The following is a 19,537-nucleotide window of genomic DNA, read 5'->3' on the forward strand; positions in this document are numbered from 1 at the left end:
GGAGGGCCTGGTGTTTAGGAATCTGTTCATGGGATCTCGGCGTCGACGCATCGTCTGCAGCCTGTCGCTCATCTCGATCACGGGCTTGGTCGCGTGCGACGGTGCTCAGCCGGTCGACGTCACCAAGGCCGAGCCGGGGCCGATCCCAGCGTCGCCGCAGCGCTCGGGTGATGCCCAGGCGGGTTACGATGCCTTGGTCAATCGCGCGGTGGTGACCTGCGGTTTACCCTATGACGCCTATGCCGCGAGTCGCGGCGCGCCGGCGCCCGAGTACGCGCTGGCAGGCCGACGCGGTCGCAATGCCGAGCTGCCCTATGCGCTCACCGCGTTCACCGCCGAGAGCGGTGTCGAGCTGGTGACGAGCAATTGCCTGGGCTGCCACGCGGCGCCGCTGAATGGCGAGTTGGTGATCGGCCTCGGTAACGAATTCCTCGACTTCACCGCTGACCCGGTGATGGCGGTCGAAGGCGCTGGCGCCTATGTCGAGGGTGAGGCCGAGGTGGCCGAATGGCAGCGCTGGGCCGATCGGCTCGGCGCCATCGCGCCCTGGTCGATGACCGACACCATCGGTGCCAATCCCGCGCAGGCGATCACCTTGGCCTTGATGGCGCACCGCGATCCAGACACCCTGGCCTGGTCCGACGAGCCGCACGTGCCCTTGCCCTCGACCGAGGTCTTGCCCGCGAGCGTGCCGCCTTGGTGGAACGTCGGCAAGAAGCACGCGATGTTCTATAACGGCGAAGGGCGCGGGGATCATGTCGGTTACATGATGCTGGCCTCGACGACCTGTACCGATTCGGTCGCCGAGGCGCGCGAGATCGATGCCTGGTTCCAGGATGTGCGCGCCTATTTGGCCACCCTGGAGGCGCCGGCCTATCCCTATCCGGTCGATACCGAACTCGCGGCCCAGGGGGAGCGCCTGTTCAAAGCCGAGTGTACGGAGTGCCACGGTCGCTACGGTGAGCATGAGCGCTATCCCAATGAGCTGGTGGCGCTCGATGAGGTCGGTACCGATCCGGCGATGGCCGAGGCGGCCTATCAGCATGCGGATCGCTTCGCGCGCTGGTTCAACGCGTCCTTTTATGGGCGCAACGCCGATGCGCAGCCGGGGCTCGGTTATGTGGCGCCACCGCTGGATGGCATCTGGGCCACGGCGCCTTATCTGCACAATGGCTCGGTGCCGAGCCTGGCCGCGTTGCTCGAGAGCAGCGAGCGACCCAGGTACTGGCGGTTCGAGAGCGCACACCCCGACTATGACCAAGATGCCCTGGGCTGGCGCTATCAGCGCCTCGAACAAGGGCGCGAGCCGTTCGCCAGCCTGGAGGAGCAGAAGTGGGTCTACGATACGACCCGCCGGGGGTACGGCAATCAGGGCCATGACTTCGGCGACCTGCTCGATGATGACGAACGTCGCGCGCTGCTCGAGTATCTCAAGACGCTCTGAGCGCGAGGTCTGTCACTGGCGTGATCGCGCGACGGGATCAAAAACCGCTTGCACTCGCCCGCATTCGTGTCTATAGTAGGCGGCTCAGTTGCGGGGTGGAGCAGTCAGGCAGCTCGTCGGGCTCATAACCCGAAGGTCGCAGGTTCAAATCCTGCCCCCGCTACCACTCATTTCTCCCTGTGCCGCAAACGCCAGGGCCTGACTGGCGTCATCGATCCCCACGCATATACAAGACGGCGAGGCGCAATACAATGCGCCTCGCCGTTTTTTATTGGTTGTTGGCTTGCTGGTGTAGAGTCTCAACCGAAGCGACCATGTACTCGACCGCAGCCTTGATTTGTTGATCGGTCAGGCGCTCATTACCGCCGCGTGGTGGCATTTTGTACTTCCCATCCTCACCCTTGATACCGTGGAGCGGACTCTTAAACAGGGTTGGCACGCCTTTGGCGATCCGCGGCTCCCAGTTTGGGTAATCAGTCACTGCTGGCGCGTCTGCAACGCCCATGAGATGGCAGGCGCGGCAGGTGCCCATCCAAATTGAGCGTCCCTCGGCCAGCACTAGATCGGTAAATCTCGGCATCTCGAAACCGGCGGCTGGCTCGGACGGACCGGGATTACATCCCTGTAAGAGGCCGCCGCCGGCAAGGACAACAAGGCCAAGCGCGCTGGGTTGACAATGGTCATGATGTCTTTCATGTCAGGAGCAAATCAATAGCTCAAGCTAGCATGCCACATGCGGACCGATCCCGGATGAGCAAGCGGATTTTAGTGCTGAGCTGATTGCAGCGACGATGGTCTCGAGTGACCGTCGTTTTTCCAGTCTGTGTGCCGCTCCACGATCGAGCCCTTCAGAACGCTCCCAGCCTGACCTGGAGATCTCCGATGTCGATCCCTTCTCGCCGCCCCGATGACGGCGCACCCTTACGACGATTCCTGTTAGTCCTCGGGCTGACGATGGGCCTTGTCGCTTGCGGCGCCGAACTTGGTTTCGACACCGAGACACCGAGTGAGTCGGCTGCCGAAGCGGCCGATGATTCGCCGATGGAGCATGCGGCGAAGCACCTGGATCCGAAATATGTCTGCCCGATGCATCCGCAGATCATCCGTGATGAGGAAGGCACCTGCCCGATCTGCGGCATGGATCTGGTCGAGAAGCTGATGGACCCGATGACCGGCAAGTATCCAGAGGTGGCTTTGACATCGGCGGTGGTGCAGACGCTCGGGGTGCGTACCGCGCCGGTCGAACGTGGCACGCTCTGGAAGTACATCAAGACGGTGGGTCGCATCGCCTATGACGAGACGCGGCTTGCGCATGTGCATCCGCGTGCACCGGGCTGGATCGAGTCGCTGAGCTTGCGCGCCGAGGGTGAGCCGGTGCAGGCGGGGCAGGAACTCGCCGAACTCTATGCGCCAGCGATCCTGAACGCGCAGGTGGATTTCTTGCTGGCGCAGGATCGCAATGCGGCCGATCGGCGTCGGGTCAGTGCGGACAAGGCGCGCAATATCTTGCGGTTGCTCGATGTGCCGGATGATGTGATCACGGCGATCCAGCGCGATGGCGAGGCGCGCAACCGGGTGCCGATCCGCGCACCGATCGATGGCATCGTCACCCAGATGGTCGCGCGTGACGGGATGTATGTGACCGAGGCGAGCGAGATGTTCACCATCGCCGATCTGAGCCAGGTCTGGGTGATGGTCGATATCTATGAGTCCCAGATCGATTGGCTGAGCGAGGGGCTGTCCGCCGAGATGCGAGTGCCGGCGCGCCCGGGGCGGACCTGGGAGGGCGAGGTCGATTATCTCTATCCGGAGCTGGACCCGGTGTCGCGGACGCTGCAGGTGCGGCTGGTGTTCGAGAATCCGGATCGGGTGCTGAAGCCGAATATGTTCGCCGATGTGGTGATCTATGGCGGGCCGAAGCGCGAGGTGCTGAAGATTCCGGCCGAGGCGCTGATCGTCACCGGGGAGCGGGAGTCGGTGGTGACGGTGCTCGGGGATGGGCGCTTCCAGCCGGTCGATGTGGTCACCGGGATGCAGCGTGGCGATGAGGTCGAGATTCTGTCTGGGCTCGATGAGGACGATGAGATCGTCGTCTCTGGGCAATTCTTGATCGATTCGGAGTCGAATCTGCAGGCGAGCTTTCAGCGGATGTCGGGTGCGCAGTGATGAAAGGCGTCATCCTGTGGTCGATTCGCAATCGCTTCTTGGTGCTGATCGCGGCGGTGATGCTGACCGGGTGGGGCATCCTGGCGGTGAAGCAGACGCCGCTGGATGCCATCCCGGATCTGTCCGATGTGCAGGTGATCATCAAGACCCGCTTCCCGGGGCAGGCGCCGCGGGTGGTCGAGGAGCAGGTGACCTATCCGATCACGACGACGATGCTCTCGGTGCCGGGTGCGAAGGTGGTGCGCGGCTTCAGCTTCTTCGGCGATTCGTTCGTCTATGTGATCTTTGAGGATGGGACGGATCTGTATTGGGCGCGGGCGCGGGTGCTGGAGTATCTGAATCAGGCGGCGGCAGAACTGCCGGACGGGGTGGAGCCGCGTATCGGGCCGGATGCGACTGGGGTTGGCTGGGTCTACAGCTATGCGTTGGTGGATCGCACCGGGCAGCATGATCTGGCGGAGCTGACCAGCCTGCAGAACTGGTTCCTGAAGTTCGAGCTGCAGTCGGTGCCGGGTGTCTCGGAGGTGGCGACGGTCGGCGGCATGGTGCGCCAGTACCAGATCGTCGTCGATCCTTCGAGGCTGCGTGCCTATGGCATCCCGCTGCAGCGGGTGATGGAGGCCGTGCAGGGTGCCAATCGCGAGGTCGGTGGCTCGGTACTGGAGCTGGCCGAGGCCGAATATATGGTGCGCACGCGCGGTTATCTGACCTCGCTCGAGGATATCGAGCTGATCGCGGTCGATAGCACCGAGGATGGTACGCCGGTGCTGCTGCGCGATATCGCGCGAGTGCAGATTGGCCCGGAGATGCGTCGAGTGGTGGCGGATCTGGACGGCGAGGGCGAGATCACCGGTGGCATCATCGTGATGCGCTCGGGCGAGAACGCGTTGGCGACGATCGAGGCGGTGAAGGCGCGGCTGGACGAGCTGAGCGCGGGGCTGCCCGAGGGGGTCGAGATCGTCGAGACCTATGATCGCTCGGAGCTGATCCTGGCCGCGGTCGACAATCTGCAGACCAAGCTGATCGAGGAGTTGATCGTCGTCGCGTTGGTCTGCGTGGCCTTCCTGCTGCACCTGCGCTCGTCGCTGGTGGTGATCATCAGCCTGCCGCTTGGCATCCTGGTGGCCTTCATCATCATGCAAGCGCAGGGCATCAACGCCAACATCATGTCGCTCGGCGGCATCGCGATCGCGATCGGGGCGATGGTGGACGCGGCGATCGTGATGATCGAGAACGCGCACAAGCATCTGGAGCGCTACGAGACCGAGCATGGCCAGCGTCCGCGTGGTGAGCAACATTGGCAGGTGATCGGCGAGGCGGCGGGCGAGGTCGGCCCGGCGCTGTTCTTCTCGCTGCTGATCATCACGCTGAGCTTCCTGCCGGTGTTTACGCTGCAGGCGCAGGAGGGGCGCTTGTTTGCGCCGCTGGCCTTTACCAAGACCTATGCGATGGCGGCGGCAGCAGGGTTGGCGGTGACTCTGGTGCCGGTGCTGATGGGGTATCTGGTGCGCGGGCGGATTCCGAACGAGACGCGCAATCCGCTCAACCGGGTGCTGATTTGGCTGTATCGGCCGCTGCTGCGTGCGGTGCTGCGCTGGCCGCGCTCGACCATCCTGGTGGCCTTGCTGGTGTTGGTCAGCACCCTGATTCCGCTGTCGCGGCTTGGCTCCGAGTTCATGCCGGATCTCTACGAAGGCGATCTGATGTACATGCCGACGACGCTGCCGGGGCTGTCGATCGGTAAGGCGCAGGAGCTGTTGCAGCAGACCGATCGGCTGATCGCGACCCTGCCCGAGGTCGAGCGGGTGTTCGGCAAGATCGGCCGCGCCGACACCGCCACCGACCCGGCGCCGCTGACCATGATCGAGACCTTGATCCAGCTCAAGCCAGAATCCGAGTGGCGCGAGGGGATGACCGTCGACAAGTTGATCGAGGAGCTGGATGCGACCGTCGATCTGCCGGGCCTGACCAATGCCTGGGTGATGCCGATCAAGACCCGCATCGACATGCTCGCAACCGGCATCAAGACGCCGGTTGGGGTCAAGATCGCCGGGCCGGATCTAGCCGAGATCGAGCGCATCGGGCAGGCGGTGGAGCGCGCGGTGCTGCAGGTGGAGGGCACCAGCTCGGCGTTCTCAGAGCGGGTCGCCGGTGGTCGCTATGTCGAGATTCGGCCTGATCGGCTGGCGGCAGCGCGGGTTGGGCTCAACGTCAGCGACATCAATCGTGTCGTCGCAGCGGCGATTGGCGGCGTGAACCTGACCCAGACCGTCGAGGGCTTGGAGCGCTACCCGGTCAATCTGCGCTTCCCGCGCGAGCAGCGCGACAGCGTGCAGGAATTGCGCGAGCTACCGATCGTCACCCCAACCGGCGCGCAGATTCCGCTGGCACAGGTCGCCGAGGTGGTGATCACCGACGGCGCGCCGATGCTCAAGAGCGAGAACGGGCGCCTCAACGGCTGGACCTTCGTCGATATTCGCGGGCGCGATCTCGGCAGTTGGATCGAGGAGGCCAAGCAGGTGGTGAGCGCGGAGGTCGAGCTGCCGCCTGGCTATTCGCTGGCTTGGGCCGGTCAGTACGAGTACATGGAGCGCGCTCGCGAGCGGCTGAATCAGGTGGTACCGGTAACCTTGGCGATCATCTTCCTGCTGCTCTATCTCGCTTTCCGCAGCGGCGGAGAGGCGCTGTTGGTGATGTTGTCGCTGCCGTTCTCATTGGTCGGTGGCTTCTGGCTGATCTACCTGCTCGGCTATAACCTCTCGGTGGCGGTTGCGGTGGGTTTCATCGCGCTGGCCGGCGTTGCCGCCGAGTTCGGCGTGGTGATGTTGGTGTATCTCGACAATGCGCTGAAGCAATGGCGCAAAGAAGGCCGGCTGACCAGCGTCGATGAGCTCAAGGGCGCGATCGAGGAGGGTGCGGTGCTGCGCATCCGGCCCAAGGCGATGACGGTGGCGACCATCTTCGCGGGTCTGCTGCCGATCATGCTGATTGGGGGCATCGGCTCGGAGGTGATGCGCCGCATTGCCGCGCCGATGGTCGGCGGTATGATCACCGCGCCGCTGCTGAGCCTGTTTGTGATCCCGGCGATCTATCTGTTGTGGCGGCAGCGGGGGCTTCGTAAGGGCTAGAGGAATCACGGCTCTGTCCGCTGGCGTCTTTGGGCAGGTGCACGGACCTGTCGGGAAGGGTCGTCGGGTATGTTGGCGTGCACGGTAGTCACTTACACTAACGTCGCTGCCAGCGTTTTGAGTTGTAGTCTTAACAGGACTACAATAGAGACTCACCCATTGGACGGAGAGAAACCATGCCGAGCTCAGAGCGCGACGTCGCACTCACGGAGCTGGGAGCAAGACGGGTCGAGAGCTTGGCTGTGGCGGCTCTATTTCATGCGCTATCAACCATCAGCGGCATCGCGCTCATGCTCGACCAGTCGATCGGAGTAGGCGAGACAGGCCAGCGCGTCCTACCGCTTTAGCCATGGATGCCCTTCTAACAGGGTGTCCGGCGGCAAAGCTCGCTCAGTCTTGTTAAGCTCTCCACATGAAAGCCGAGCCGGTCCTGTCGTACCGCCAGCAATTGACCGCTTCCTTGTTCAAGGAGGTGCGCGTCTGGCGACTATCGCAGCCGCTCGCTGGCAGTCAGCATCCGTTCAAATACCGCTTGGCGCTGGTGAGCGGTGATCAATGCGTGCTGCGCTACGACAACGAGCGCGGTAAAGGTGATCACAAACATCTCGGCGATCAGGAATTCGCGCTGACCTTTTCATCAATGTCGCAGCTCCTGATCGATTTCGATCGCGATATCCAACGCTGGAGAGAGGTTCATGAACAGGTTGATGATTGAAGTCGCGAGCGAGGAGGAAGCGCGCGCCCAAGCCATTGCCTCGCTCGAATGCGGTACACCACAGCCGCCGCGCTACCTGTTCAGGACGCAAGAGGATCTTCTCGATACGCTGAATAGCCATCGGTTTGCCATCCTCAAGGCCCTAGCGGGGGCTGGTCCAATCGGGGTCCAAGAGCTGGCACGGCAGGTCGGGCGAGACCTGAGTGAAGTGCATGAAGACGCCCGGCAGCTGAGCGCGATCGGGCTGATCGACAAGACCGACGGCGGTAAGCTGCAGTTTCCGTATGACGCCATCGATATACACCTCGGCTGGCAGGCAGCAGCCTGATCAAGGCTGCAGCCAACCTGCGCAAGCTGACACAGACGGCCGAGAATCTCGAGTGCTACCCGGTCAATCTGCGCTTCCCGCGCGAGCAGCGCGACAGCGTGCAGAAGTTGCGCGAACTGCCAATCGTCACCCCAACCGGCGCCCAGATTCCGCTGGCGCAAGTCGCCGAGGTGGTGATCACCGACGGCGCGCCCGTGCTCAAGAGCGAGAACGGGCGCCTCAACGGCTGGACCTTCGTCGATATCCGCGGGCGCGATCTCGGCAGTTGGATCGAGGAGGGCGCCGTGCTGCGTATCCGACCCAAGGCGATGACGGTGGCGTCTCCCGGCGTCACTGCGAGGACGACATCGCCGCGGCTTACGGTTGCTAAGGTCCATCACGGAGTGTGTCCGCCTCATAAGACTCTACGGCGTTGAGTGCCGAGGCTTCGTCATGGAACGGCTCCGGTGCAACGAGGCTTCGTAAGGCTTCTTCGACCAATCGATCAAAGGGTACGCTGCGGGTCTGTGCAAGTGCGTGGGCCTGTCGGGAAAGGTCGTCGGGGATGTCGGCCTGTACGATCGTCATTTTGGTTCTGGAATTCGGATGATGGTGGAATTTGGGTGACGGAGTTTGGGTGACAGTATAGGGAATTGGAAAAAGGGGGAAAGTCAAGTTACGCATTGCGTATCGCGTTGCTCGATCAAATCGCACAGGGGCTCGATCCCGAAGAACGACTCAAGGGGCTTGATCCGGGCTACCACACAAACCTTAGGAGTCCGATGCAGACCACCGCATGGGTGCGTAACTTGAGCTTGTCCCCGTAAAGGCCTTCCAGGGTTTTACGATAAACGGTGAGCTGAGCGTTTGCGTCGCTCAGCAGCCGTTCGACCTCGGGTCTTGCTCTCAGGGTCTCGCGCGGCATGCTCGCGATCGCCTCACTGTCGAGACCCGGCAGGTCGCCAACCTTCAGATGCTTAAACTCGATCACATGATCGAGCAGGGCATATTGGCGCCGATCCGGGCGCACGATCAGTGACAGATCGCAGTAGCCGCGGGCGATGGCGGTCTCCGAGTCCATGATGTAGGCGATGTCATTGAACAGGGTGACCAGAAACGCGGTCTTGACCACCAACTCGTTCGACCAGCGCAGATCACGGTTATCAAAGACGGGTAGGTAGCGCTGCTCGATGAAGTCGCATAGGGGCTCGAGTTCGCCGGCGGCATAGAAGCGATCACAGACCGCGCGCCGTTCACGGTCGAGATCGTAGCCCGGTAATAGCGCCTCCTGAATCCGCTCCACATAGAGCTTGCGCACCACCAGATTCGGGATACTCAGTTGCAGCTTGCCCAGCGGATCGCGGCCGCTGTAGGTGAGCACGCCGAAGAAATACAGCAGGGAGGCGAGAAAGCCCTCGGTCTGCGGGGCATGCAGCATGCGCTCGACGCCGAAGCGCTGTTCGAGCTCATCGATGGTGATGGGGGCAGCGGTATCGAGTGCAGCGCTCACCATCGCCTCACCGCGCGGCAGGCGGGCGATGTACTCGATGCGGTTACGGTCCATGGCGAGATTGTTATCCAGCATCGCCCGCGGGTAGTCGCACCGGTCGGCGAGATGCTTGAGGAAATAGAGCGCCAAGGTCGGGTTGTAGATCTGCCCACCCGCGGGCTCGAGCGAGAAGTTGTAGCCGTTGTAGAAGGTGCGCATCAGCTCGAGCGCCTCCTCGGCTTGTTCCAAAGCCTGCTCCGGTGGCAGCTTGCAGTCGCTGACGACCTGCTCGAGCACCGTGCGAATCTCCGCCTCATGGAAGCCGCAGAGGTCGGCGTACTCGGGCTCGCGGGAGATGTCCTCGACCACGTTGTAGCCGCTGGTGATGTCCGCCAGTACCACCGGCGAGACGCCGGTGATGAAGACCCGATCCAGTCCACGCCCCTCGGCGGCGTCCTTGATCGCCTTGAACAGGGTCTTGATCGCTCCCTCGCCACCAACCAGCTCCTGATAGCGGCCCTCGCCCTGCTGATGGCTGGCCAGCACCTCGTTGGCGAAGTTGTCGTATTCGTCGATCAGCAGGTAGAGCCGGTGTGGCGTCTGGGAGATCGCGGCGAGCAGCGATTGGAAGGAGGCAATGGCGTTGTCTTCCCGCACCACGACCTCGCTGGCGAGCTGAGGCCGGTACTTGGCGACCGTTGCCCGGATCTGCACATTGACGTGCTGATGCAGTGATGCGCGGATCGCCTCGGCATCGCCCATCGGGTCGACCAGCGAGAAGTTCCATTTCATGATGAAGTAGCGGTTGTGCCGTTCGGTGGGCGCTTGGCCGATCTTCAGCCCGCCGAATAGCTGCTCAAACTGCGTTGCCTTGGCTAGATCGTAGTAGTTCTCCAGCGTCGAGAGCCACAGCGATTTGCCGAAGCGGCGCGGGCGCAGCAGCAGGAGCTGCTTGCCGCCGTCTTCGATCCGGCGGATGCGATCGGTGCGGTCGATGTAGAGATAGCCCTCTTCGATCAGGGCCTGGAAGTTGGCGAGGCCGTAGGGAAAGCGCATGCTGCCGGCTCGTGCGGGTGGAGAGTGGAGCTGATGCGATTGTCCGAGCGCCGGCGGTGGAGCGCAAATCGGTCAGAACTGCTTGACCTTGATATTCATCGTCTGGATGCGATAGGCGATCTGGCGCGGGGTCATGTTGAGCAGGCGCGCGGCCTTGGCCTGGACCCAACCGGCTTGCTCGAGCGCGGCGATCACGCGCTCGCGCTCATCGATGTCCGGGTCGTCGAAGTCGATCGCGTTGTCGGCGCCACCGGCCCCTGAACCAGCCGCCGAGGACAACCCGGCGCGCGGTTCCGACAGGTTGCCGACATCGAGCCCGGTCAGGTCGATCACGTCGCGGTCGATGATCCCGCACTCGCTCATCACCGCCGCGCGTTCCATGCAGTTCTCGAGTTCGCGCACGTTGCCGGGCCAGTCGTAGCGCATCAATACGCGCAGCGCGCTGTCGGTGATGGTCAGTTCGCGGCCCTGTTGCTTGGCGATCTTGGCGACCAGGAATTGGGCCAGCTCGGGCACGTCCTCGATGCGCTCGCGCAACGCCGGCATGACGATGGGCATCACATTGAGCCGGTAATAAAGGTCTTCGCGAAACTCGCCGGCCTTGACCTCCTGCTCCAGATTGCGATTGGTGGCCGCGATCACCCGCACATCCACCTTCATGGTGCGGCTGCCGCCGACGCGTTCGAACTCGCCTTCCTGGAGCACGCGCAGCAGCTTGGCTTGGAACGCCGGGCTGATCTCACCGATCTCATCCAGGAACAGCGTGCCGCCGTCGGCCTGCTCGAAGCGGCCCTTGCGCTGGTTGACCGCGCCGGTGAAGGCGCCTTTTTCGTGACCAAAGAGTTCGGATTCGAGCAGGTTGTCGGGCAGCGCGGCGCAGTTGAGCTTGACGAAGGTGCTCTGCGCGCGCGGTGAGTTGTAATGGATGGCGTTGGCGATCAGTTCCTTTCCAGTGCCGGATTCGCCCCGCACCAAGACCGTGGTGTTCCATTTGGCGACCTGGCGCACCTGCTCGAAGACCACGCGTATGCGCTGGGTGTGGCCGATAATGCTATCGAAGCCGTGTGTGCCCTTGACGTGTCGGCGCAGCGCATCGCGTTCCTCGCGCAAGGCCCGGCGCTCGGCCTCGACCGAGCGCGCCAAGAGCACCGCCTGGCCGATGAGATTGGCGACCATCTCGGCAAACCGCGCCCGCTGCCGTAGGTGCTCATCGCGCACCGGCGGCTGGATGGCGAGCACGCCGGCGGCGGGGCCATCACCGATGCGAATCGGCACGCCGATGAAGGGTAAGTCGCGGTTGAACATGCCGAGCTTGTCGAGGAAACGCGGCTCATCGCTGACCCGTTCCAACAGCCACTCACGATTGGTCTCGAGGATGTGCCCGATCACGCCCTCGCCGCGGTGATAGCGCACCTTCTCGAAGGGGGCCGCATCGTCGTCGTGCAGGGCACTGATCAGCAGATCGCCAGACTCTTCGTCGAGCAGGCTGACCATACCCAGATAGAGGCTGCCACGCTCATGCAAGGTCTGGAGCATAGTGCACAGGATTTCGCGCAGCTGCAGCGAACGGCTCAGGATGCGGCTAACCTCGAACAGCGCTGCGAGCTGCGCCTCGAGTAAGTCGGCCCGGGGCGTATCCGGGCGCGTCTCCGAGCGCGGCGCGTCGGGTAGATCCTTATCGTACATCGGAGCTTGGTCTGCGTTAATCACGGGGGAAGACGTTGGTCAAGGTCACGCGCACACGGCAGCCATCGCTATACTCCGGGTCGATCTCGATGCTGCCACCATGCTGGTTGGCGATCTCCTGCGCCAGGGGTAGGCCCATGCCAGCGCGGCCGCGTCGGTTACGCCAGCCAATGTAGAAGGGCTCGAAGGCCTTGTAACGATCGCCAGTCGGGAAGCCGGGGCCGCTATCCTGGATGCACACCTCGACCGCGTCCTCGAGCGCACGGGTGTTGATATGCAGCTCACGCTGGCTACGTCCGCCCTCGCGCGTCGCTTGCAGGGCATTATCGATGAGGTTCTTGAACAGCGAACGCAGCTCGGTCTGGCGCGCGGTGATCTCGGGCAGGACGTGCGCGGGACGCCAATCGACGGTGACACCAGAGGAAAGCAGAGCATCGGTTTCGAGCGCGAGCACATGGCGCACCAGTTCGTTGACGTTGACGCTGACGCCAGGCTCGATGATCTCATCCGGGAGGGCCGCCTGCAGTGTTCTCAGTGCCTGCTCGCTGGTCTCGGTGATCTGCGCCAGGGTCGGGGCGAAGCCCTCCAAGGTGCCGGCACCATTGGTGAACATGACGCTGGCCGCGCGCAGTAGGTTGAGCGGGGTCTGGATCTGATAGCTAGCCGCGGTCAGCGCCTCGCGCATGCCTTGGGCGAGACGTTGCTCGGCGATGCGCGCGCGCAGATGCTCCAGATGCGCACGTTCGATCTCGCGATGGCGGGCGGTAACGTCGGTTGCCAGCAGCAACAAACGCGCATCGCCGCGCTTGCCGCGACCAAAGTAGCCGCGGGCGCTGCCATCCTGCTCGCTGATGCGGGTACCGGAACAGGAAAACCACCGTGGCCCAAGGCTACCAGGGACATCAAGACTGACCTCGACATTCTTGAAGTCGTCGCCCTCGCCGGTGACCGATCCCATGCGTTCGACCGGGTCGAAGCCGGCCTGCTCGCGCAGCGCCGCGCGGATGAGCGGCAATGGCTCGTGCCCGCGCAGATCCCCGAACAGCTTTTTGTACTCCATGTTGTCGAGGATGATCTTGCCCTCGGCATCAAGCAGTACGACTACCGTCGGTGCGGCATCGAGCACGTTTTCGATGCGCGTCTTCTGCTGCCTGAGCGCGGAGGCGAGTTCATGCTCGCGCGTCACGTCCCGATGCATGCCGAGGAAATAGGCAATCTCGCCGCTACTATCAAGCACTGGTGAAATGGCCAGCTCGGCGAGATATTCATCGCCACCCTTGCGCTGGTTCACGAGGGTGCCGGTCCAGGTCTTCTTGCGCTGGATGGTGCGCCAGAGCTGACGGTAGATGCTGTCGGGGGTGGCGTTGCTAGAGAGGATTGACTGGTTCTTGCCCAGCACCTCGTCGCGGATATAGCCGCTGAGATGCTCGAAGGCGGCGTTGACATACAGGATGTTCGCGCTGGCATCGGTGATCGAAATCGCGACCGGCGCTTGCTCGACGGTCTCGAAGTACAGCCGCGGCGGCAGTGGATCGGTGGCATCACCGGCCATCAGGCGCAGGGCCGAGAGGACCTCGAGTGGCGTGCCCGCCGGTGGCTGGCGCAGGAAGGTCGCGATGGCATTGCGCACGAGCGGCTCGACGTTCTCGGAGGCGCTCGCCGAGGCAGTACTAAGCGAGGCGGCGGGCGAGGGCGCGCTCGGGGTCGACGGTTGCGACTGAGATGCGCTGCTTTCCGGCGATGATCGAGCCATGGGTTTCTCCTCTTTCGTGAGCAGTAGTCGTTGTTGTGCCATCGGGCATCCGCGGTCGGCACACGATTATCTGCAGTATTTATGCCGTCACGCCTTGGCATGCGTCTATCCCACTGCTCGGCTGGAGACACGCCGCTCTATCGAGGTCGGAACAGACCAGTCTTGTCGGGTTTGCGACAATGTGCTGCGCTGCAATATCTCGGCTGTATCGTCCGCAACAGTCCCACCGGCTGTCGATGACAGGCCTTGGTCGCGTCGGGGCAAGGCCTTTATCGCTGAAGACGGTTGCCAAAGACCGTCTTAGCACGGTTTAGGGGCCGGGTGATGGAGCAACTCTGTCGCCACTGGCGAGACAAGCCCGGTACTGGCATTCGATTTGCTTTATTTCACGCACTGCCCTGAGCCGGAGCGCCTTGCTGAAGCCCAATGACCGAGTCTTTAATGCTCATCCTTGCGACCGCGCTGGTGAACAACGTGGTGTTGGTCAAGTTCCTCGGCCTCTGCCCGTTCATGGGCGTCTCCGGGAAGCTTGATACCGCGCTTGGCATGGGGTTGGCAACCACCTTCGTGCTGACCCTGGCGGCCGCGGCCAGTTGGCTGTTGGAACATTGGGTGCTGGAGCCGCTGGAGATCGGCTTTCTGCGCATCCTGACCTTCATTTTGGTCATCGCGGCAGTGGTGCAGTTCACCGAGATGATGGTGCGCAAGCTCTCGCCGATGCTCTATCAGGTGCTCGGCATCTTTCTGCCATTGATTACCACCAACTGCGCGGTGCTCGGTGTGGCGCTGCTCAATGTGCAGGAGCAACACAGCTTTGTCGAGAGCCTGCTGTACGGCTTCGGCTCGGCGCTCGGTTTCACGCTGGTGATGGTGTTGTTCGCCGGGCTGCGCGAGCGCCTGGCGCTGGCGCAGGTGCCGGCGACCTTCGCCGGGGCGCCGATCGCCTTTATCGTCGCCGGGCTGCTGTCGCTGGCCTTCATGGGCTTTGCGGGGTTGGCCTGAGGTGCGCATCGATCACTGACTTTTATCCTGGAGCATGTCGACATCATGGTTTCTGCAATCCTGAGCTTGACCACCCTTGGCCTGGGGCTCGGCGCACTGCTCGGTGTCGCCGCGCGGTTCTTGAAGGTCGAGGAGAGCCCGCTGGTGGCCGAGATCGAGGAGCTACTGCCGGGTTCGCAATGCGGTCAGTGTGGCTTTCCGGGCTGCGCGCCGGCGGCGGTGGCGATTGCCGAGGGCAAGGCGCCGGTGACCCTGTGCCCCCCTGGTGGCCGCGCGCTCGCACAAGCGTTAGCCCAGCGGCTCGGCGTGTCGGTGGACCTGAGCGCCGTTGCCGAGGAGGCGCCGCAGGTGGCCTATGTGCATGAACGGCTCTGTGTCGGCTGCACCAAGTGCTTCAAGCGCTGCCCGACCGATGCCATCGTCGGCGCTAAGGACCAGATCCACGCGGTTTTCGAAGATGCCTGCGTCGGCTGCAGGGACTGCGCCGAGGTCTGTCCGACCGAGTGCATCGAGATGCGTCCCGCCACGATCACCCCGAGCAATTGGGTGTGGCCGAATCCCTTGGCCGCCTGACCATCACGATCCGTCCGCTCCTGACGAGAGAGCCCCAATGCGTCTATTCACCATCCGCGGCGGTGTCCATCCCGAGGATCGCAAAGCCCTCTCGGCCGGTCGGCCCATCGAGGTGCTGCCGATACCGAAGCTACTGCACATCCCGCTGCAGCAGCACATCGGCGCGATCGCCAATCCCCTGGTGCAACGGCGCCAATATGTCGCCAAGGGTGAGCGCATCGCCCATGCACAGGGGGCGGTCTCGGCGCCGATCCACGCGCCGACCTCGGGGCGCATCGTCGGGCTTGGACTCTATCCGGCGAATCATCCCTCCGGCCTCTCGGTGCGGACCATCACCCTGCAGCCGGATGGCAAGGATCGTTGGCACAAGCGCATCGAGGGAGTTGCTGATCCATTCGCGCTGGAGCCGGCCGAGATCGCGCAGCGGGTCGCCGATGCTGGCGTGGTCGGCCTGGGGGGTGCCACCTTTCCATCTGCGGTCAAGCTTGGGCTCGGCAAGCGCTACGCACTCTCGACGCTGGTCATCAACGGCTCCGAGTGCGAGCCCTATCTGACCTGCGACGATCAATTGATGCGCGAGCAGGCCGAGGCCATCGTCGATGGCGCGCGGTTGATGGCGCGCGCGCTCGGGGTCGAGCGCATCTTGTTCGGCATCGAGGGCAACAAGCCCGAGGCACTGGCGGCGGTGCAGCAAGCCACGGCCGCGTTCGATGGGGTTGAAGTGGTTCGGTTGCCGATGCGCTATCCGATGGGTTCGGAGAAGCATCTGGTGCAGACGCTGACCGGCAAGGAGACGCCGGCGCGCGGCCTGACCGCCGACATCGGTGTGGTGGTGCACAATCCAGCGACCGCCTTTGCTGTGTACGAGGCGTTGCGCTTCGGTCAGCCGCTGGTCTCGCGCGTAATCAGCGTCACCGGCGGGGCGATCAGCGCACCGAAGAATCTACGGGTGCTGATCGGCACCAAGATCGAGGATCTGGTCGAGCACTGCAGCCGCTTCCGCGAAGAGCCGGCGCGGCTGATCGCCGGCGGGCCGATGATGGGCCAACCGATCCCGGAGCTGCGGGTGCCGGTGATGAAGGGCACCAACGGCATCCTGGCGCTGACCGCCGCCGAAACCGGCCGGCGCGAGCCAGCCCCTTGCATCCGCTGCGGCAGTTGTGTGCAGGCCTGTCCGTGTGGGTTGCTGCCGCTGGCGATGGCGGCCCAAGTGCGCGCGGGCGATCTCGATGCGGCAGTCTCGAGCGGTCTGATGGACTGCATCGGCTGCGGCTCCTGTGCCTATGTCTGCCCGGCGCATCTGCCGCTGGTGCAGTGCTTCAATCATGCCAAGGGCGAGCTGGCCGCGCGCGGCCGAGCCAAGCAGAAGCAGACCGAGACCAAGCGCCTGGCCGAGCATCGCGCGCAGCGGCTGGAGGCGCAGAAGCGCGCCAAGCGTGAGGCGATGGCCAAGCGCAAGCGTGAGGCGGACCTCAAGAAGCAGGCCGAAGCCGCCGCAGATAGCGAAGGAGCGGCCGCATCGACGCCGGCAGCGGCCGTCGAGGAGGTGGAGACGTGCTAGCACCCACCCTGGTCGCCAGCCCGCATGCGCATGCGCCGGTCAGCATCGAGCGCACCATGCGACTGGTCATGCTGGCCTTGCTGCCGGCGACGCTGCTTGGCCTTTGGCAGTTCGGCTGGCCGGCGATCGTCCTGTTCGCGGTGACCCTGGGCGCCGCGCTGCTGTTCGAGGCGCTGGCGCTGCTGCTGGCCGGCAAGCCGCTCAAGCCGAGCCTGCTGGATGGCTCGGCGCTGCTCACCGGTTGGCTGCTGGCGCTGACCCTGCCGCCCTGGGCGCCCTGGTGGATCGGCGTGGTCGGCGCCTTCGTCGCCATCATCGTCGGCAAGCAGGTGTTCGGTGGGCTCGGCCAGAATCTGTTCAATCCGGCGATGGTCGCGCGGGTGGTACTGCTGGTCTCGTTTCCGTTGGAGATGACGCAGTGGGTCGGCCCCCAGCCGCTGTTCTTCGCGCAGACGCCGGGCCTCGGCGATGCGCTGACGATCAGCCTCGATGGGCTGAGTGCGCCCTGGGATGCGATGAGCGGCGCCTCGATCCTCGGCCAGGTCGATCTGGCGCTACAGCAGGGCAGCGACCTGGGCGCGGCGATGCCGACCCTGTTCCCGCCACTCGGTGCGCTGTTCGGCGGCATCCCCGGCAGCCTCGGCGAGACCTCGGCGTTGCTGCTGCTGCTCGGCGGGCTGTTCCTGCTGCGCAAGGGCGTGATCGACTGGGTGATCCCGGTCGCCGTGCTGCTCGGCGTCGCCGTTCCCGCCAGCCTGTTGCACCTGCTCGACCCGACGCGCTTCGCCGGCCCGCTGCTGCATCTGCTCGCCGGTGCGACCCTGTTGACCGCGTTCTTCATTGCCACCGATCCGGTCACCTCACCGGTCTCGCGGCTGGGGCAGGCGGTCTTTGGCGCCGGCATTGGCCTGCTGATCTACCTGATTCGCACCTTTGGCGCCTATCCCGAGGGCGCGGCCTTCGCCATCCTGCTGATGAACGCGGCAACGCCGATGGTCGATCACTATCTGAAGCCGCGCATCTTCGGCCGCGACCGGCGCGGGCAAGCGCTGCCGGTGGCCGGGGATGCCGCCGGGGAGCGCAAGCGATGAGCGAAGACCGAGGGACGTCCCGAACCTTGTCCCGCATGCGGCCTTGGGTGTTACCGAGACTCGATCGCGATGGGGTCGGTTATCAAACGCTGCTGCTCGGCGGCTTCGCGCTGGCGGCCTCGGCGCTGCTGGTGGTTGGCAATCTGCTGACCAAGGGGCCGATCTCCAAGCGCGAGGCCGAGGACTTGCGGGCCTCGCTCGAGCAGGTCATCCCGGCCGAGCGGCACGATAACGATCTGCTGGCGAATCCCCTGATGATTCCGCGTCAGAGTGCGAGCCAGAGCCCAGATTCGAGCCCGAACTCCAACCGTGCCAGCAGCCGTCATGGTGACGACAGGATCACCGTCTACCGCGCGTTGGAAGGGCTGGACGTGACCGCAGTCGCCTTCGAGACGGTCGGCCAAGGCTATGCCGGCCCGATCCGCGTGCTGCTCGGCATCGGCGCCGATGGGCGCATCCTCGGCGCGCGGGTGCTGGCGCACAGCGAGACACCCGGCCTCGGCGACAAGATCGAGATCAGTCGCGACGATTGGATCACCGCGTTCGATGGCCGTGATCTGACCGACCCGCCACCCGAGCGCTGGGCGGTGAAGAAGGACGGCGGCGTCTTCGATCAGTTCAGCGGCGCGACCATTACCCCCCGCGCGGTTGTCGCCGCGATCAAGAGCGGGCTCGAGACCTTCGCCGCGCAGCGTGATGCGTTGACGGCTTCTGCCGTGATCACGGTCGAGACCAGCGAATGATGGCGGTTGTGCCCAAGCACTGCGACCACAGGCGCGCTCGATACCTGTCTGGCGTCACCTTTCTGACTGGTTAACTGGAAGCTCCCGCGATGACTGCAGACCTTGACGAAACCGCGCGCGAACGCACCCCCTGGGGGCGCATCGCCCGCGACGGCCTTTGGGACAACAACGTGGTGCTGGCGCAGATGCTCGCGCTCTGCCCGCTGCTCGCGGTCACTGGCACCGCGACCAATGGCCTCGGGCTGGGGCTCGCATCGCTGGTGGTGATGCTCGCCTCGGGCCTCCTAGTCTCGAGTCTGCGCGGATTGATCACGCCGCAGGTACGCATCCCGGTGTTCGTGCTGATCATCGCGACCCTGGTGACCCTGGTCGATCTGGCGATGAATGCCTGGTTGCACGACCTGCACAAGGTGCTCGGGCTGTTCATCCCGCTGATCGTGACCAACTGCGCCATCCTCGGTCGCGCCGAATCCTTTGCCTCACGCAACTGGGTGGCGCCAGCGGTGTTCGACGGGCTGATGATGGGCGTCGGTTTCACACTGGTGCTGGTCACGCTGGGCGCGGTGCGCGAAGTCATCGGCTCCGGCACCCTATTCGCAGATGCCTCCTTGCTGCTCGGTGAGGCGATGGGCTTCCTGGAGACGACGCTGATCCCTGACTATCGCGGCTTCCTGCTGATGATCTTGCCGCCGGGCGGCTTCCTCGCGCTTGGCTTCCTGCTCGCGGGACAGCGATTGCTGAAGCGTCTGCCGCTGCCGAAGAGGCGTGCGGCGATCGACTCCGGCCCTGTTGCAGCACCCTGATGCAGCACCCTTGATTAAGC

16 protein-coding genes and 1 tRNA gene are annotated in these 19,537 nt (G+C 64.1%); 13 read left to right on the plus strand and 4 right to left on the minus strand.

Annotation, left to right across the window (positions count from 1 at the left end; all coding sequences use genetic code 11):
* Positions 1-28 precede the first annotated feature (28 nt).
* Positions 29-1,444: a c-type cytochrome gene (locus CCR82_RS16010; RefSeq protein WP_201246813.1), complete on the plus strand. Its 1,416-nt coding sequence runs from the start codon at positions 29-31 to the stop codon at positions 1,442-1,444.
* Between the two features lie 89 nt (positions 1,445-1,533).
* Positions 1,534-1,610, plus strand: a tRNA-Met gene (locus tag CCR82_RS16015).
* Between the two features lie 102 nt (positions 1,611-1,712).
* Here CCR82_RS16015 and CCR82_RS16020 read toward each other — a convergent pair.
* Entirely contained in the window at positions 1,713-2,024 is a 312-nt protein-coding gene (locus tag CCR82_RS16020; RefSeq protein WP_276570591.1) for a c-type cytochrome, read from the minus strand.
* A gap of 302 nt (positions 2,025-2,326) precedes the next feature.
* On the opposite strand from CCR82_RS16020, the gene CCR82_RS16025 reads away from it, so the two are divergent.
* From CCR82_RS16025 to CCR82_RS16045, 5 genes are all read left to right on the plus strand, one after another.
* Complete coding sequence (locus CCR82_RS16025; protein WP_242513543.1) at positions 2,327-3,610, plus strand: efflux RND transporter periplasmic adaptor subunit; 1,284 nt, start codon at positions 2,327-2,329, stop codon at positions 3,608-3,610.
* The gene (locus tag CCR82_RS16030; RefSeq protein WP_207191026.1) at positions 3,610-6,738 is read left to right on the plus strand and encodes an efflux RND transporter permease subunit; all 3,129 of its coding nucleotides are present in this window, start codon (positions 3,610-3,612) and stop codon (positions 6,736-6,738) included. Before CCR82_RS16025 ends, CCR82_RS16030 begins: the two co-directional genes overlap by 1 nt.
* Positions 6,739-7,150: 412 nt before the next feature.
* A complete protein-coding gene (locus tag CCR82_RS16035) occupies positions 7,151-7,453 on the plus strand; it encodes a toxin-antitoxin system TumE family protein (RefSeq protein WP_201246816.1) in 303 nt (100 codons plus the stop codon).
* A complete protein-coding gene (locus CCR82_RS16040) occupies positions 7,446-7,781 on the plus strand; it encodes an HVO_A0114 family putative DNA-binding protein (RefSeq protein WP_201246817.1) in 336 nt (111 codons plus the stop codon). The genes CCR82_RS16035 and CCR82_RS16040 overlap by 8 nt, the downstream gene beginning before the upstream one ends.
* Positions 7,782-7,807: 26 nt before the next feature.
* The gene (locus CCR82_RS16045) at positions 7,808-8,197 is read left to right on the plus strand and encodes a hypothetical protein (RefSeq protein WP_242513546.1); all 390 of its coding nucleotides are present in this window, start codon (positions 7,808-7,810) and stop codon (positions 8,195-8,197) included.
* Positions 8,198-8,517: 320 nt separating this feature from the next.
* On the opposite strand, the gene CCR82_RS16050 is transcribed toward CCR82_RS16045, so the two are convergent.
* From CCR82_RS16050 to nifL, 3 genes are all read right to left on the minus strand, one after another.
* Positions 8,518-10,305 (minus strand): AAA family ATPase, encoded by a 1,788-nt coding sequence (locus CCR82_RS16050; protein ID WP_201246818.1) that lies wholly within the window; start codon positions 10,303-10,305, stop codon positions 8,518-8,520.
* Between the two features lie 72 nt (positions 10,306-10,377).
* Positions 10,378-11,991 (minus strand): nif-specific transcriptional activator NifA, encoded by a 1,614-nt coding sequence (gene nifA / locus CCR82_RS16055; protein WP_201246819.1) that lies wholly within the window; start codon positions 11,989-11,991, stop codon positions 10,378-10,380.
* A 16-nt stretch (positions 11,992-12,007) separates the two neighbouring features.
* Entirely contained in the window at positions 12,008-13,744 is a 1,737-nt protein-coding gene (gene nifL / locus CCR82_RS16060) for a nitrogen fixation negative regulator NifL (RefSeq protein ID WP_201246820.1), read from the minus strand.
* A gap of 426 nt (positions 13,745-14,170) precedes the next feature.
* Here nifL and rsxA point away from each other — a divergent pair, with 426 nt between their 5' ends.
* From rsxA to rsxE, 6 genes are all read left to right on the plus strand, one after another.
* Entirely contained in the window at positions 14,171-14,746 is a 576-nt protein-coding gene (gene rsxA, locus CCR82_RS16065) for an electron transport complex subunit RsxA (protein WP_201246821.1), read from the plus strand.
* Between the two features lie 45 nt (positions 14,747-14,791).
* A complete protein-coding gene (locus tag CCR82_RS16070; protein WP_201246822.1) occupies positions 14,792-15,319 on the plus strand; it encodes an RnfABCDGE type electron transport complex subunit B in 528 nt (175 codons plus the stop codon).
* A gap of 37 nt (positions 15,320-15,356) precedes the next feature.
* A complete protein-coding gene (gene rsxC, locus CCR82_RS16075) occupies positions 15,357-16,880 on the plus strand; it encodes an electron transport complex subunit RsxC (protein ID WP_201246823.1) in 1,524 nt (507 codons plus the stop codon).
* The gene (locus CCR82_RS16080; RefSeq protein ID WP_201246824.1) at positions 16,874-17,971 is read left to right on the plus strand and encodes an RnfABCDGE type electron transport complex subunit D; all 1,098 of its coding nucleotides are present in this window, start codon (positions 16,874-16,876) and stop codon (positions 17,969-17,971) included. The genes rsxC and CCR82_RS16080 overlap by 7 nt, the downstream gene beginning before the upstream one ends.
* 35 nt (positions 17,972-18,006) lie before the next feature.
* Positions 18,007-18,714: an electron transport complex subunit RsxG gene (gene rsxG / locus CCR82_RS16085; RefSeq protein ID WP_201246842.1), complete on the plus strand. Its 708-nt coding sequence runs from the start codon at positions 18,007-18,009 to the stop codon at positions 18,712-18,714.
* Between the two features lie 89 nt (positions 18,715-18,803).
* Positions 18,804-19,517 carry an electron transport complex subunit E gene (gene rsxE / locus CCR82_RS16090; RefSeq protein ID WP_201246825.1) on the plus strand — a complete coding sequence of 238 codons (714 nt, stop codon included), beginning with the start codon at positions 18,804-18,806 and terminating at the stop codon, positions 19,515-19,517.
* The last annotated feature ends 20 nt before the right edge of the window (positions 19,518-19,537 follow it).

The sequence above is a fragment of the Halochromatium salexigens genome (assembly GCF_016653295.1).
Classification (GTDB): domain Bacteria; phylum Pseudomonadota; class Gammaproteobacteria; order Chromatiales; family Chromatiaceae; genus Lamprobacter; species Lamprobacter salexigens.